Raw genomic sequence first — 13,602 nt, forward strand, 5'->3', positions numbered from 1 at the left:
CGTCAAGACGAGCCGACTCGGCGGATTTTCTGATTACTGCTTGCCCTGGTTGGCGACAGCCTCGGCCGCAGCGGCCGCGGCCTCGGGGTCGAGGTAGGTGCCGCCGGTGACGACCGGCTTCAGCGACTCGTCGAGCTCGTAGACCAGCGGCTGGGCCGTGGGGATGTTGAGCTTGGCGATCTCGGTGTCGGAGATGTTGTCGAGGTGCTTGACCAGCGCGCGCAGGCTGTTGCCGTGGGCGGTGACCAGCACGGTCTTGCCGGCCTGCAGGTCAGGCACGATCGCCGACTCCCAGTAGGGGATCATCCGGGCGACGACGTCCTTGAGGCACTCGGTGGCGGGCACCTCGATGTCGGCGTAGCGCGGGTCACCGGCCTGGGAGAACTCCGAGTCGGCCTCGATCGGCGGGGGCGGTACGTCGTAGGAGCGACGCCACAGCTGGAACTGCTCCTCGCCGAACTTCTTGAGCGTCTCGGACTTGTTCTTGCCCTGCAGCGCGCCGTAGTGGCGCTCGTTGAGACGCCAGTCGCGGCGCACCGGGATCCAGTGGCGCTCGGCGGTGTCGAGCGCGATGTTGGCGGTGTTGATCGCGCGGCGCAGCAGGCTGGTGTGCACCAGATCGGGCAGGATCCCGGCCTCGGCGAGCAGCTTGCCGCCGTTGACGGCCTCGGCCCGGCCCTTGTCGGTGAGGTCGACATCGACCCAACCGGTGGACAGGTTGAGCGCGTTCCACTCGCTCTCGCCGTGGCGCAGCAGGACGAGCTTGTAGGTCATCAGTGAGCTTCCTCGGCGCCGGCGAGGGCGGCCGGCGGGAACTCGCATGAGTAGGGGTCCTCGGAGATCGTGCCCGCGGACTCGCCGTGCTCCTCGGTCTCTGCCTCGGCACCGGCCTCGGTGGCCTCACCCTCGGTGGCGTGCTCGTCCTCGGTGGCGGTCTCGTCCTCGGTGGCGGTCTCGGCCGGAAGGGTCGAGGCCTCCTCGCCGGTGGCGGCGCCCTCGGACGCCTCGCCCTCGGCGTCCTTGTCCTTCTTCGCGGGCTTGGTGGTGGTCTCGTCGACGGCGGCGACGACCTCGGCGTACGGACCGCACTGGGTGACCACCGGGACCGAGATGGTCCGCTCCTCACCGTCGGAGAAGGTGAAGGTCATCGGGATGCTGTCACCCGGCTTGAAGTCACCGGTGACCGCGATCCCGCCGTTGGCCGGGTCGGCCAGGTTGATGATGCCGGCGGTGGGCAGCTCGATCGGGGTGAACGACTCGGGCGTGACCGTCTTGCTGGCCTCGGCGCCGGTCGCGATCGAGGTGACCGACGGCAACGCCTCGCCGGCGACCGCCGGGTTGATCGCCGGGTCGAGCGAGAAGGTGCCGACCAGGATGCCGGAGCCTTCCTGCGCGGACACGATGCGGGCGGCGTTGATCCGGATGGCACCGTCGAGCGTCGAGCCGCCGTGGGCGATCTCGTTGGGCCGGTCGGTCGCGTAGTCGAAGCTGCTGCAGGCGGTGAGCGCCGGCAGGGCGAGAGCCACGAGGGCGCCCGTCACCGCGAGCCGCTTCCGCATAACCTTGGTCGTCACGCGCGACACTCTATCCGCCCGATCCGGCGATCTCGGAAAAGGGTCAGGCTCGCAGGTCAGGCACCGGTCACGCGCGCAGTCCGACGACGCTCGCGGCGTACAGCATCGCGCCGATCACGACGGCGATGTAGACCAGCGTGGCGACGAGCAGCTTGCCAGCCCCGAGCTTGAGCCCGGCCTTGAGCGGCAGGTAGGTCCAGCCGTCCTCGTTGTCGGCGACCAGGCCCCACAGGGCGGTGAGGAAGTGGACGCCGACACCGAGCGCGGCGGCGAGCGCCACCATCGCCCAATGCGGCGGGCCGCCGGCGGTCTCGCCGGCCCAGCCCGCGTACGAGATGTATCCGGGATAGCAGGCGAAGGCGGCCGCCCACAGGACCCAGGAGAAGAGGCCCTTGCGCAGCAGTACGTTGGCGAGCATGCCGATCACCAGCGAGCCCAGGTAGAACAACCCCGCCACGGTGCCCGAGGTGACCGAGAGCGGAATGACCAGGAGTACGCCGCAGCACAGCGCGAACCAGACGCCACCTGCTTCGAGGCGGCCGTCCGAGATCGGCTTGCCCTCGCGCTCGTGACGACGGTCGACGACCTGGTCGACGAGGTCGTTGTGCCAGCCGAGGACGGCCTGGCCGACGAGCACGGTGGCCGCGATCAGGGCGACTTCACGCGTGGTCAGTCCGGCCAGGACCGCGGCGACCGAGAGGCCGATGGCGGTCAGCACGGCCTGACGGGGGTGGGTGGTGCGGATGAGGAGGAACGGGGCCCAGTTGCCGATCCTGTCCATGACGTTCCGACTGCTCGCCGGGGCATCAGGAACGGCCGACGCGCTGGGCTGCGTCTCTTCCGGGTCCTGATCCTGGGCGTGCGACGACACGGTGAAGATGGTCTTGGGGGCGCTCTGCGATGCATTCGCCATGGCGGCAGTATCGGGCACTCCGCCGACACGCGCAGGACAACAGGCTGGCTACGACGAGATTTCGGCCCCGTTTCGAAATCAGCCATGCTGCCACTCTTGACCGGCCTGCGCGCGCGGAACCACACAAGTTGTCGATCTGTCAACCCCAGATTGAGCCCCTGACCTGCAGAAACGCGGAATCCGAATTCTAAGATCCGTGGTAGACTTATGGCCCTAGGAAGGGGTACCTAAAAATATGACTTTCACCGTCGGCGAGACCGTCGTATACCCGAACCATGGCGCGGCCGTCATCGAAGACATCGAGATGCGCACCATCAAGGGCGAGGAGCGGCAGTATCTGGTCCTCCGCATCATCGCTCAGCAGGACCTCGTGGTGCGTGTTCCGGCCAACAATCTCGAGCTCGTCGGAGTTCGAGACGTCGTAGACAAGGACGGGCTTGATCGAGTCTTCGAGGTGCTTCGTGCGGAGCACGTCGAAGAGCCGACCAACTGGTCGCGTCGTTACAAGGCAAATCTGGAGAAGCTGCACAGCGGCGATGTCATGAAGGTCGCCGAGGTCGTGCGTGACCTGTGGCGTCGTGAGCGTGACCGTGGCCTCTCCGCCGGGGAGAAGCGCATGCTCGCCAAGGCACGCCAGATCCTCGTCTCGGAGCTCGCGCTGTGCGAGCACACCAACGAAGACAAGGCTGAAGTCCTCCTCGACGAGGTGCTGGCCAGCTGAAGCTGGTTTCGGTCTGCGTTACAGGCTCCGGGTCATCCCGGGGCCTGTAACGCGTTCTGGGGCGGATACGGTGACTGTCATGGAGGACCCCTACGCCGACTACGACGAGATCGACGAGACCGCCGACCTGCCGCCGGCCCTCGGGATCGTCGCCGACGACGGCCGGGGCTCGCTGCCGTTCGCACTGATCCACGGTGAGGCGCTGGTCGCCGCGGCGACCTGGTCCCTCGGGGAGTCCGGAGTGACCCCCGTCGACTTCACCACGTCGTGGGCAGGGATCGTCGAGGCCGAGGAGCCGCTGGTCCTGCACGACTCGCTGTGCCCGATGACCCCGCCCGCCTTCATCGCCCACTGCGTCTCGACCGCGCTCGCGCGCGAGGCGGTCGTCGTCGGCGTACGCCCGGTCACCGACACGGTCAAGAAGCTCACCGCCGAGGACGGGGTGCCGGTGCTCGGTGAGACCGTCGACCGGTCCGCGCTCGTCTCGGTCGCGGCACCGATCGTGCTGCCGTCGGCCGTCGTCGCCTCGCTCGACGACTGGCCTTCCGGCGACTTCGCCGAGATCGCGGGTGCCCTGGCCCGCCGGTTCCCGGTGGTCTCGGTCGAGGCGCCGCCGGTCGGTCGCCGGGTGACATCGCCCGATGACGTACGCCTGCTCGAGGCTCTCTCGCGCAGCCGGATCAGCTGAGCTCTTCGCGTCAGCCGAGCAGGGCCCCGGCCGCCTGGAGGTCGTCGGCGAAGGTCACCTTGAGGTTCAGCGGCGAGCTGGGCACGGCGACGATCCGTACGTCGGAGGCGTAGCGCTCCAGCGTCGCACCGGTGTCGGTGCCGTCGAACCCGTCGGCCGCGGCCCGGGCATAGGCAGCCAGCAGGTCGGCGGCCCGGAACGCCTGCGGTGTCTGTACGCCGACGAGAGCACCACCCACCGGCTGGAGGTCACGCGAGGAGAGGTGGGTGAGCGGGGCGGCGGGGATGGCGCCGCCGTGCTCGCGGGCGACACCGATGACCGCGGCATAGAGCTCGGGAGCGGCCAGCGGCCGGGCGGTGTCGTGGATCGCGACGACGTCGATCCGGCCGGCCTCGATGTCGGCGCGGAGCACGCCGAGCGCGGCCTGCTCGGAGGTGTGGCGGGTCGCGCCCCCGGTGACCATCGCGGCCTCGCGCTCGCCCAGCAGGGGCTGCGCCACGGCCGCCACCGCCTCCTCGTCGCCGCTGCGTACGACCAGGACCAGGCGGTGCACGTCGGGCACCTCGAGGGCGGTGCGGAGCGAGAGACCGAGGGCTGAGGAGGCCGGATCGTCGGACCCGTCGAGGGGGAGCAGCACCTTGTTGATGGCGGCTCCGACGCGGGTGCCGGATCCGGCGGCCAGGAGTACGAGAGCGACGGGCACCCCTGGAGGCTATCCCTTCGGTGGAGGAGGTGGCCGAGCGGCTGGGCGCTGGTGTTTACGCACCCGTAACAGAGCGAAACAGGAGGTGTCCCTCACGCGTCCTACGGTTCAAATCCACCGAAGGGAGGACCCGACGAATGTCGACGAAGCGGCTCGGGCCGGCGACGTCATGAGTGCTCACGCGCAGCGGGACGACCACGCAGAGTGGCAGTCCGTCTGTCCCGTCGACGCGCTCGAGGTGAAGCGCGGCGCCACGGCTCTGGTCCACGGGCAGGCCATCGCCATCTTCCGGATGCCCGGCGACGCCGTCTATGCGCTGGGCAACCACGACCCCTTCGCGAAGGCGTCGGTGATCGCCAAGGGCATCGTCGGGGTCCGCGAGGGCGTGCCGTTCGTGGCCTCGCCCGCCCACCGGCACGGGTTCGACCTGCGTACCGGACAGTGCCTGGACGACCCGCACGTGTCCATCCCGGCCTACGAGGTCCGGGTCGTGGACGGGCTCATCCACGTCGGGCACCGGAAGGTCACCTGAGGCGCATCTGGGAGACTGCGGGCGTGCAGCTTCCTCTGGTCGGCATCGGGACCGACGTACACAGCCTTGCCGACGGTGTCCCGATGCACGTGGCGGGCCTCGCCTTCCCTGACGAGGTGCAGGGTCTGGCCGGACACTCCGACGGCGACGTGGCTGCCCACGCCTGCTGCGACGCACTCTTCTCCGCCGCCGGGCTCGGCGACCTGGGGTCGAACTTCGGCACCTCCGAGCCCGAGTGGGCCGGTGCGGCCGGAATCGTCCTGCTGGCGGAGGCAGCACGCAGGGTCCGCGAGGCCGGCTTCGAGATCGGCAACGTCGCGGTCCAGGTGATCGGCAACCGCCCCAAGATCGGTCCGCGGCGGGACGAGGCCAACCGGGTCCTCTCCACTGCGGCAGGCGCGCCGGTCACGGTGACCGCGACGACCTCCGACGGTCTCGGGCTCACCGGGCGCGGCGAAGGTGTCGCCGCGATCGCGACCGCGATCATCGCGCCACGTCGGTAGCGCAGGCGCGAGGTCACCGACATGGCCCGATGAAAGCGCCGTCGCTCGCTCGCTGGCGCTCGCTCGTCGTGCGTCGCGAATCCTGAACTCACCGGCTACGTCCTTAGACTTGGGGCATGGCACTCAGGCTCTACGACTCGGCGACCCGTGAAGTACGTGACTTCACCCCCTTGCAGCCCGGCAAGGCGTCGCTCTACGTCTGTGGCCTGACCGTGCAGAGCGAGCCGCATGTCGGGCACGTCCGGAGCGGGGTGAACTTCGACGTGCTGCAGCGCTGGCTGCGGGCGTCGGGGTATGAGACCACGTTCATCCGCAACGTGACCGACATCGACGACAAGATCCTGGCGAAGTCCGCCGACCAGGGGCGACCCTGGTACAACCTTGCCTACGACATGCACCGTGAGCTCGACTCCGCCTACGCCTCGCTCAACGTCGCCCCGCCGACCTACGAGCCGCTGGCCACCGGTCACATCCCCGAGATCATCGCCCTGATCGAGGAGCTGATCGCGAAGGGCCACGCCTACGCGGCCGAGGACGGCTCGGCCGACGTCTACTTCGACGTGCGCTCCTGGCCCTCCTACGGCGAGCTGTCGGGGCAGAAGGTCGACGACATGGAGGCCGCCGCCGACGCCGACCCGCGGGGCAAGCGCGACCCGCGTGACTTCGCGCTGTGGAAGGGCCGGAAGGTCTCCGAGCCGGAGACCGCCTCGTGGCCCTCGCCCTGGGGGCTGGGGCGTCCCGGGTGGCACATCGAGTGCTCGGCGATGGCCGGGAAGTACCTCGGTCCCGCCTTCGACTTCCACGGCGGAGGCCTCGACCTACGCTTCCCGCACCACGAGAACGAGCAGGCGCAGTCGCGCGCCGCCGGCCGGCCGTTCGCGAGCTACTGGCTCCACAACGCCTGGATCACCACCTCCGGCGAGAAGATGTCGAAGTCGCTGGGCAACTCGCTGGTCATCCCCGAGGTCCTGAAGAAGGTACGCGGCATCGAGCTGCGCTACTACCTGGTCGCGGCCCACTACCGGTCGCACGTCGAGTTCTCCTTCTCAGCCCTGGACGAGGCGGCGCTGGCGTTCCAGCGGATCGAGGGCTTCCTGGACCGGGCGGCCGGCGTGGTCGGCGAGATCCCCGCCGACGGCGTGGCATGCGCCGACTTCGTCAACGCGATGGACGACGACCTCGGCACCCCCGCCGCCGTGGCGGCCCTGCACGACGTCGTCCGTGAGGGCAACAAGCTGCTCGCCGACGGCGACAGCCCGGCGTTGCGCGGTGTCGCCGCGAGCGTGCGCGCGATGCTGGACATCCTCGGGCTGGACCCGGCCGACCCCTCGTGGGGCCCGGCGAGTGGTCAGGACGAGAAGCTGACCGGTGCGCTGGACGTACTCGTCCGCGGGGTCCTGGACGAGCGTGCGGAGGCGCGCGCCGCCAAGGACTGGGCCCGCGCAGATGCCATGCGAGACCGGCTCAAGGATGCCGGGATCGAGATCGAGGACACCCCTGAGGGTCCGAAATGGAGCGTTAACTGATGGCAGGCAACTCCCAGCGTCGCGGAGCGATCGCGAAGGGACGCAAGAAGGGTGCCCAGGTCGGGTCCGGCGGCAACCGTCGTCGCGGGCTCGAGGGCAAGGGACCGACGCCGAAGGCGAAGGACCGGCCCTACCACAAGGCCCACAAGGCGGCCCAGGCCGCCGAGCAGCGGTCCAACAAGGGTCCGCGCAAGCGGGCCGCAGGCGACGCCGAGTGGATCATCGGACGCAACTCCGTGGTCGAGGCGCTGCGCGAGGACGTACCGGTCAACGGGATCTACGTCGCGGAGGGTGCCGAGCGTGACGGTCGGCTGCGGGAGGCGTTCCAGCTCGCCTCCGAGAAGGGCATCTCGCTGCTCGAGGTGACCAAGATCGAGCTCGACCGGCTCACCGGCTTCAACGGCCACCAGGGTCTGGCGGCGCGCATCCCCGCCTATGAGTACGCCCACGCCGACGACCTGATCGACCGCGCCGCCGAGACCGGCGAGAAGCCGCTGATCGTGGCCCTCGACCAGGTCACCGACCCGCGCAACCTGGGCGCCATCGTGCGTTCGGCCGCGGCCTTCGGCGCCCACGGCGTGGTGATCCCGGAGCGCCGTGCGGCCGGGATGACGGCCGCGGCGTGGAAGACGAGCGCCGGTGCGGCGTCCCGGATCCCGGTCGCTCAGACGGTCAACCTGACCCGGCAGCTCAAGGCCTACCAGGACGCCGGCTGCATGGTCGTCGGGCTCGACATGGAGGGCGACATCTCGCTGCCCGAGCTGGGTGCCCCCGACGGTCTCGCCGACGGTCCGCTGGTGATCGTCGTCGGTGCTGAGGGTGGCGGCCTGTCGCGCTTGGTCCAGGAGACCTGTGACCAGATAGTGTCGATCCCGATGGCCAACTCGGTGGAGTCCCTCAATGCCGGCGTCGCTGCGTCGGTCGTGCTCTACGCCGTCGCGGAGGCGCGCCGCTGATCTCCCGCCGCAGCCTGCTTCGTGGCCTCGCCGTCTGGGCGGGGCTGGGAGTGCTGTGGCTCGTGCTCGCCGTGGCGGTGAGCGCGTGGCTCTTCCTGTCCAGCGAACGCCAGGTGGTCCTCGCCGGCCACGACTCGGTCCTGCGCCCGACTCTGTCGGGGAAGGCGATCATCCACACCGGACCGGTGCTTCCCGACGTACGTCTGGACGTGGCCGGTCCGGTCGGCGTCGACGTGACGCTCGGGAAGACCGAGCTGAGGTCGATGGACGAGCTCTTCGAGCGCTATGCGGTGCTCGGTTCGGCGCCGGATGGTCAGCGTGCCGTGGTGCTGGAGCAGGTCGAGTCCATGCTCACCGCCGCCGTGATCCGCGGCGCTGCGGTCTCGCTGGCGATCGTGGCCGGGGGCGTTCTGCTGTGGTGGCTGCCCGGCGCCGAACGCCGTGCCGAGCTGCGGCGACGTACGACGGAGGCGGTCCGCACCCGGCACGGCCTCGCCACCGCGGGCGTCGGTGTGGTGACGGTGGCGGTGCTCGCGGTCGCGGTCTGGCAACCGTGGGGCGAGTCCCCCGCGCCCGCCGCGGACAGCAGGCCCGAGCCCGTCGCCGGTGACTGGACCCCGCTGGCCGACTTCCTCGGCCGGGAGATCCCCGTGCCCGAGGAGCTGGCCGGGGTGGAGGTACGCGGCGACGCCTACACCAACCAGACCCGGAGGCTGGTGGCCAGCGCCGTGGACACCTACAACTCCAGCCGCACCTTCTACGAGAAGGTGGTCGAGAAGGTGCCGGACCTGGCCCTGCGGGATCCGGCCGAGGACGAGACCGTGGTGGCTCTCGTCTCCGACCGCCACGACAACGTCGGCATGGACTCGGTGGTGCGTGCGATCGCCGACGAGGGCGGGGCGACCGGCATCCTGGACGCGGGCGATGACACCTCGACCGGTTCCGAGTGGGAGACCTTCTCCCTCGACTCCCTCACCGACGCCAGCGACGGGCTGGACAAGTGGGCGGTCACCGGCAACCACGACCACGGCCCGACGGTCGGCACCTACCTGGCCGACAAGGGCTGGACGATGCTCGACGGCGAGGTCGTCGACGGCCCTGGGGGTTCGACGCTCCTCGGGGTCCCCGACCCGCGCACCAGCGGCCTCGGCAACTGGATCGACGAGAAGGGCGTCACCCTCGAGGAGGCCGGTGAGAAGCTGGCCGACATCGCCTGCGCCTCGATGGAGGACGGCAAGCCGGTCGCGACGCTCCTCGTCCACGACCCGTCGCTGGCCCGCGAGACCCTGCGCCGCGGCTGCGCGACCCTCGTCGTCGGCGGTCACCGCCACGTCCATCAGGGTCCGACCGAGGTGACCGGCGAGAACGGTCAGGTCGGCTGGACCTACACCAACGGCACCACCGGCGGTGCTGCGTACGCCTTCGCGATGGGGAAGATCCGGCGCACCGCCGAGGTCTCTTTGATCACCTACGCCGACGGGAAGCCCGTCGGTCTCCAGTCGGTCGAGCTGGAGACCAACGGCGCCCTCACCGCCCACGAGTACGTCCCGCTGGGCGCTCCCGTCGGGAGCGAGTAGGGCTAGACCCGCTCGCGCTCCGGCTCGTAGCTCTCCCAGTACGTCGCTCCGGTGATGCCCAGGGCGCGGGGGTCGAAGACCGGGTTGAGCCCCTGCTTCTTCTGCCGCTCGTAGTCCCGCAGCGCCGCGAACGCGGGCTGCTGGAGGACGAGGATCCCGAGGATGTTGAGCCACGCCATCAGGCCGACGCCGATGTCTCCGAGGGTCCAGGCGTCGCTGGCCGTCGACACGCAGCCGTACGCCGAGGCGACCAGGATGACGGCCTGCAGGGCCAGCGTGGTGACCCGGCCGAGCGAGACGCCGCGCTGCCCGCCGAGCCGGACGGTGGCGAACCGGCCGACGATGAAGCGCAGGTTGGTCTCGGCCATGTAGTAGTAGGCGACCATCGTCGTGAAGCAGAAGAAGGCGAGGGAGACGGCGATGAACGAGGCGCCGATCCCGGGGAACACGGTGTCGAAGGCCGACTGCGTGTAGGCCGGGCCGACCTCGGCGCCCGCGGCGAGCACGCCGCCGTCCGCGATCACGTCGCCGCTCTCGCTGCCACCCTCGAAGACGCGGTAGGCGCCGGTGGACAGGATCAGGAAGCCGGTCGCCGAGCACACGAACAGGGTGTCGACGTAGACGGCGAAGGCCTGCACCAGACCCTGCTTCGCCGGGTGCGAGACCTCGGCCGCGGCCGCAGCGTGCGGGCCGGTGCCCTGCCCCGCCTCGTTGGAGTAGACCCCGCGCTTGACGCCCCACATCACGGCGAGACCGAGCACCGCGCCGAACGTGGAGTGGAGGCCGAAGGCGCTGGACACCACGTCGCTGATGACCCCCGGGATCTGGTCCGAGTTCACCACCACGACGACCATGGCGACGGCGACGTACGCCACCGCCATGAACGGCACCACGAGCGTCGCGAAGGACGCGATCCGCTTGACGCCACCGACCACGACGAACGCGAACACGATCACCGTCGCGAGCGCGACGCCCCAGGTCGGGACGCCCCACGCGTTGGTCATGCCCGCCGTCATCGAGTTCGCCTGGACACCGGGAAGGAGTACGCCGCACGCGAGCACGGTCACGGCCGCGAAGACGAACCCGTAGACCGTGAAGAACTTGCTGGCGCGGGTGTGCGCGAAGGCGCGGCTGAAGTAGTAGGCAGGACCGCCCCGGTACTCACCGGTGAGCGGGTCCCGGGTCTTGTAGACCTGACCGAGCGTGCTCTCCACGAAGGACGTCGAGGCGCCGAGGAACGCCACCGCCCACATCCAGAACATCGCGCCCGGCCCACCGAAGGCGATCGCCGTGGCGACACCGGCGATGTTGCCCGTGCCCACGCGCCCGGCCAGCGACATCGCCAGCGCCTGGAACGAGGAGACCCCGGAGGACGACTTCTCACCGCGTACGAGCAGCCGCACCATCTCGGGGAAGTGTCGCACCTGGAGGAAGCGTGACCGCACGGAGAAGAACACCCCCACCGCGAGACACAGATACACGAGCCAGTTGCTCCACACGACCGCGCTGATGGCGCCCAAGATGTCCGTCATCCGTCTTCCCTTCATCTATCCGTTCGGATGAGGGGAAACCCTCTCAGACGTCCTCCCCGCGCAGGTTTTCGAGGGGTTGCCTCGGGGTGCGTCACGGTCGGGACGACACGCCGGATGCGCAGTTGGGCCGGTGACTGGCTACGATTGTCCCGCCGTTGCGGAGACGTACGGCATGCCGGTGTAGCTCAGTTGGTAGAGCGTTCGCCTTGTAAGCGAAATGTCGCGGGTTCGACTCCTGTCACCGGCTCCAAGAGAGATGATCAGCGGAGCTGGGTGACCTCGTACGTCGTCGGCGGGTTGGCGATGTTGTCCTGGGAGGCGACGAGCTCGAGCTCGCGGCGCCCCGACTTCAGCGTGCGGTCGAGGATGGCGAAGAGGGTGTTCGCGGTGCGGCTCAGAGCGGCCGGTGTCGAGCCGGTCGAGAGCAGGTGGGAGAGGTAGACCGCCGCGGTGACGTCGCCGCCGCCGTTGGGGGAGATCGGGAGCAGGGGAGTGGTGACCGACCACGCGCCCTCGTCGGAGACCGCGACCAGGTCGAGGTGGGTGGGGTCCTTGGTGATCACGGAGGTCACCAGCACGTTGGAGGGTCCGGACTCACGGACGATGTCGACCGCGGCGAGCACCTCCTGCAGGGTGTCGGTGGCCTCGAGGCCGGCCAGGAAGTTGAGCTCGAAGTGGTTGGGCGTGATCACGTCGGCGGCGGGCACGACCTCGTCGCGCATGAACTCGGGGATGCCCTCACGGACGAACATCCCGCGCCCGACGTCACCCATCACCGGGTCGCAGCAGTAGAGGGCCCGCGGGTTGAGGGCCTTCACGCGGCGTACGGAGTCCAGGACGATCGCCCCGACGGCCGGGTCGCCCTGATAGCCGGACAGCACCGCGGAGACGGTGGAGAGACCGTCACGCTCGGAGATCCCCTCGATGACCTCGGCGACCTGGTCGGCGGCCACGACGGGTCCTCGCCACTCGCCGTAGCCGGTGTGGTTGGAGAAGTTGACCGTGAGCACCGGCCAGACCTCGTGGCCGAGGCGCTGGATCGGGAAGACGGCCGCCGAGTTGCCGACGTAGCCGAAGGCCACGTGCGACTGGATGGAGAGGATCTGCATGGAACCAGTCTCCATCAGCAGGCTCAGGCGGACTTCTTCTGGGCCGACTTCTGCGCCAACTTCTGCGCCTACTTCTGGGCCTGCTTCTGGGGCGGGTCGTTGAGCAGCCAGGCCGCGAGCGCGCCACCGATCGCACCGAAGAGGTGGCCCTGCCAGGAGACGCCGGTCTGTCCGGGGAGTACGCCGAGCAGCAGGCTGCCCCAGACGAGGAAGATGAGCACGCCGATGATGATCTGGCCGACGCGGTGGTTGAACAGTCCGCGCAGGATCAGGTAGACGAGCCACCCGAAGATCAGCATCGAGGTGCCGGCGGTGATGCTGCCCGGGGGCGACATCAGCCAGACGCCGACGCCGCCGACGATCCAGATGATGAGCGTCGCGGCGATCCCGCGGCCGAACCCGGACGCGAGCACCAGGAAGCTCAGGACGAGCGCGAACAGGGTGTTGCCGTAGAGGTGGGCCCAGCCGAAGTGGAGCACCGGAGCGAACACGATGCCGAGCAGGCCGGCGTCGGTGCGCGGCTGGATGCCGAGGGTGTCGAGCTGGTGGCCGCTGATGTAGTCGGTGACCTCGAGCACCCACAAAAGGGCGACGAATCCGAGTGACCAAATGCCGGCCCTCAGCCAGTTGGCGCGTTGGGGCCGCGTGGGGGAATCCTGGCTCACGCGTGAAATCTTACCTACCGGTCAACAGCGGCAAGTCTCTGCTCGAGGCTCTCGTAGAGGTGCGGGACCGCAGCCGGGTAGGGCCCGGTCTCGTAGAGCTCGGTGGCCAGGGTGCGGGCCGGCTCCCCGGTGTGCTCCTCGGCCCAGGTGTCACCACCGTCGGTGATCCGGCCGCCGTCGAGGGGGAGGACCGCATTCGGAGCGAGCGCGACCCAGTGCCCGTCGCTGCCGCCGTCGTCGAGCCACGCCACCGGCACGGCGTACGCCTCGCCCTCGGTCATCTCGGCCTCGACGGTGATCCGACGAGCGATCGGGTGAGCTCCCTGCCGGCTCCACAGGACGGTGGTGACCTCGAGCCGGTCGGTGTCGTCGGGGCCGGCGGTGCCCAGGACGAGGTGGTCGGCGAAGGTCGCCCAGTCGCGTACCTCGGTCGCGGGGAGCTCCGCAGGAGCGGCCCGGTCGAGCAGTGTCCGGACGCCCAGCACCGCGGCCCAGGCCGCCAGCAGGACGACCACGACGGTGCCGGCGATCTTGAGCCGGCGGGGCACCGACAGGGTCGGATCGGTGGTGTTCTCGCCCACGTGACCCCCCGTTCACCGCGCC

Annotated in this window: 15 protein-coding genes and 1 tRNA gene; 8 read left to right on the forward strand and 8 right to left on the reverse strand. The window is 69.8% G+C overall.

Going from position 1 to position 13,602, the window contains the following annotated elements; all coding sequences use genetic code 11:
- Window positions 1-33 precede the first annotated feature (33 nt).
- The 3 genes from ACFVDI_RS10320 to ACFVDI_RS10330 form a co-directional block, all read right to left on the reverse strand.
- Window positions 34-774: a phosphoglyceromutase gene (locus ACFVDI_RS10320; RefSeq protein ID WP_378903879.1), complete on the reverse strand. Its 741-nt coding sequence runs from the start codon at window positions 772-774 to the stop codon at window positions 34-36.
- Window positions 774-1,574: a hypothetical protein gene (locus ACFVDI_RS10325; RefSeq protein WP_378903882.1), complete on the reverse strand. Its 801-nt coding sequence runs from the start codon at window positions 1,572-1,574 to the stop codon at window positions 774-776. The genes ACFVDI_RS10320 and ACFVDI_RS10325 overlap by 1 nt, the downstream gene beginning before the upstream one ends.
- A 67-nt stretch (window positions 1,575-1,641) precedes the next feature.
- Entirely contained in the window at window positions 1,642-2,487 is an 846-nt protein-coding gene (locus ACFVDI_RS10330; protein ID WP_378903885.1) for a UbiA family prenyltransferase, read from the reverse strand.
- A 235-nt stretch (window positions 2,488-2,722) separates the two neighbouring features.
- Between ACFVDI_RS10330 and ACFVDI_RS10335 the strand changes: the two genes are divergently transcribed.
- Both ACFVDI_RS10335 and ACFVDI_RS10340 read left to right on the forward strand, forming a co-directional pair.
- Complete coding sequence (locus ACFVDI_RS10335) at window positions 2,723-3,208, forward strand: CarD family transcriptional regulator (RefSeq protein ID WP_008360791.1); 486 nt, start codon at window positions 2,723-2,725, stop codon at window positions 3,206-3,208.
- A gap of 79 nt (window positions 3,209-3,287) precedes the next feature.
- Window positions 3,288-3,896, forward strand: a complete 609-nt coding sequence (locus ACFVDI_RS10340; protein ID WP_378903888.1) for a 2-C-methyl-D-erythritol 4-phosphate cytidylyltransferase — start codon at window positions 3,288-3,290, stop codon at window positions 3,894-3,896.
- 10 nt (window positions 3,897-3,906) lie between these two features.
- Here the strand turns inward: ACFVDI_RS10340 and ACFVDI_RS10345 are convergent, their stop codons facing one another.
- Window positions 3,907-4,599, reverse strand: a complete 693-nt coding sequence (locus ACFVDI_RS10345) for a 2-C-methyl-D-erythritol 4-phosphate cytidylyltransferase (protein ID WP_378903891.1) — start codon at window positions 4,597-4,599, stop codon at window positions 3,907-3,909.
- Window positions 4,600-4,768: 169 nt separating this feature from the next.
- Between ACFVDI_RS10345 and nirD the strand changes: the two genes are divergently transcribed.
- The 5 genes from nirD (at window position 4,769) to ACFVDI_RS10370 (ending at window position 9,693) form a co-directional block, all read left to right on the forward strand.
- The gene (nirD, locus tag ACFVDI_RS10350) at window positions 4,769-5,131 is read left to right on the forward strand and encodes a nitrite reductase small subunit NirD (protein WP_378903894.1); all 363 of its coding nucleotides are present in this window, start codon (window positions 4,769-4,771) and stop codon (window positions 5,129-5,131) included.
- A gap of 23 nt (window positions 5,132-5,154) precedes the next feature.
- Complete coding sequence (gene ispF / locus ACFVDI_RS10355) at window positions 5,155-5,634, forward strand: 2-C-methyl-D-erythritol 2,4-cyclodiphosphate synthase (RefSeq protein WP_378903897.1); 480 nt, start codon at window positions 5,155-5,157, stop codon at window positions 5,632-5,634.
- Between the two features lie 116 nt (window positions 5,635-5,750).
- The gene (cysS, locus tag ACFVDI_RS10360) at window positions 5,751-7,160 is read left to right on the forward strand and encodes a cysteine--tRNA ligase (protein ID WP_378903900.1); all 1,410 of its coding nucleotides are present in this window, start codon (window positions 5,751-5,753) and stop codon (window positions 7,158-7,160) included.
- On the forward strand, window positions 7,160-8,116 hold the full coding sequence (gene rlmB / locus ACFVDI_RS10365) for a 23S rRNA (guanosine(2251)-2'-O)-methyltransferase RlmB (protein WP_378903903.1): 957 nt from the start codon (window positions 7,160-7,162) through the stop codon (window positions 8,114-8,116). Before cysS ends, rlmB begins: the two co-directional genes overlap by 1 nt.
- 50 nt (window positions 8,117-8,166) lie before the next feature.
- Window positions 8,167-9,693 (forward strand): metallophosphoesterase, encoded by a 1,527-nt coding sequence (locus tag ACFVDI_RS10370; protein WP_378903906.1) that lies wholly within the window; start codon window positions 8,167-8,169, stop codon window positions 9,691-9,693.
- 2 nt (window positions 9,694-9,695) lie between these two features.
- On the opposite strand, the gene ACFVDI_RS10375 is transcribed toward ACFVDI_RS10370, so the two are convergent.
- A complete protein-coding gene (locus tag ACFVDI_RS10375) occupies window positions 9,696-11,225 on the reverse strand; it encodes an alanine/glycine:cation symporter family protein (RefSeq protein ID WP_378903909.1) in 1,530 nt (509 codons plus the stop codon).
- 174 nt (window positions 11,226-11,399) lie between these two features.
- On the opposite strand from ACFVDI_RS10375, the gene ACFVDI_RS10380 reads away from it, so the two are divergent.
- A tRNA-Thr gene (locus tag ACFVDI_RS10380) sits at window positions 11,400-11,475 on the forward strand.
- Between the two features lie 10 nt (window positions 11,476-11,485).
- On the opposite strand, the gene pdxY is transcribed toward ACFVDI_RS10380, so the two are convergent.
- The 3 genes from pdxY to ACFVDI_RS10395 all read right to left on the reverse strand — a co-directional run bounded on the left by pdxY (window position 11,486) and on the right by ACFVDI_RS10395 (window position 13,580).
- A complete protein-coding gene (pdxY, locus tag ACFVDI_RS10385) occupies window positions 11,486-12,334 on the reverse strand; it encodes a pyridoxal kinase PdxY (RefSeq protein ID WP_378903912.1) in 849 nt (282 codons plus the stop codon).
- Window positions 12,335-12,402: 68 nt separating this feature from the next.
- Window positions 12,403-12,912 (reverse strand): rhomboid family intramembrane serine protease, encoded by a 510-nt coding sequence (locus ACFVDI_RS10390; RefSeq protein WP_378903915.1) that lies wholly within the window; start codon window positions 12,910-12,912, stop codon window positions 12,403-12,405.
- 101 nt (window positions 12,913-13,013) lie between these two features.
- Window positions 13,014-13,580 carry a hypothetical protein gene (locus ACFVDI_RS10395; RefSeq protein WP_378903918.1) on the reverse strand — a complete coding sequence of 189 codons (567 nt, stop codon included), beginning with the start codon at window positions 13,578-13,580 and terminating at the stop codon, window positions 13,014-13,016.
- Between the last annotated feature and the right edge of the window lie 22 nt (window positions 13,581-13,602).

The organism is Nocardioides sp. NPDC057767, assembly GCF_042798275.1.
In the GTDB taxonomy this organism is placed as follows: domain Bacteria; phylum Actinomycetota; class Actinomycetes; order Propionibacteriales; family Nocardioidaceae; genus Nocardioides.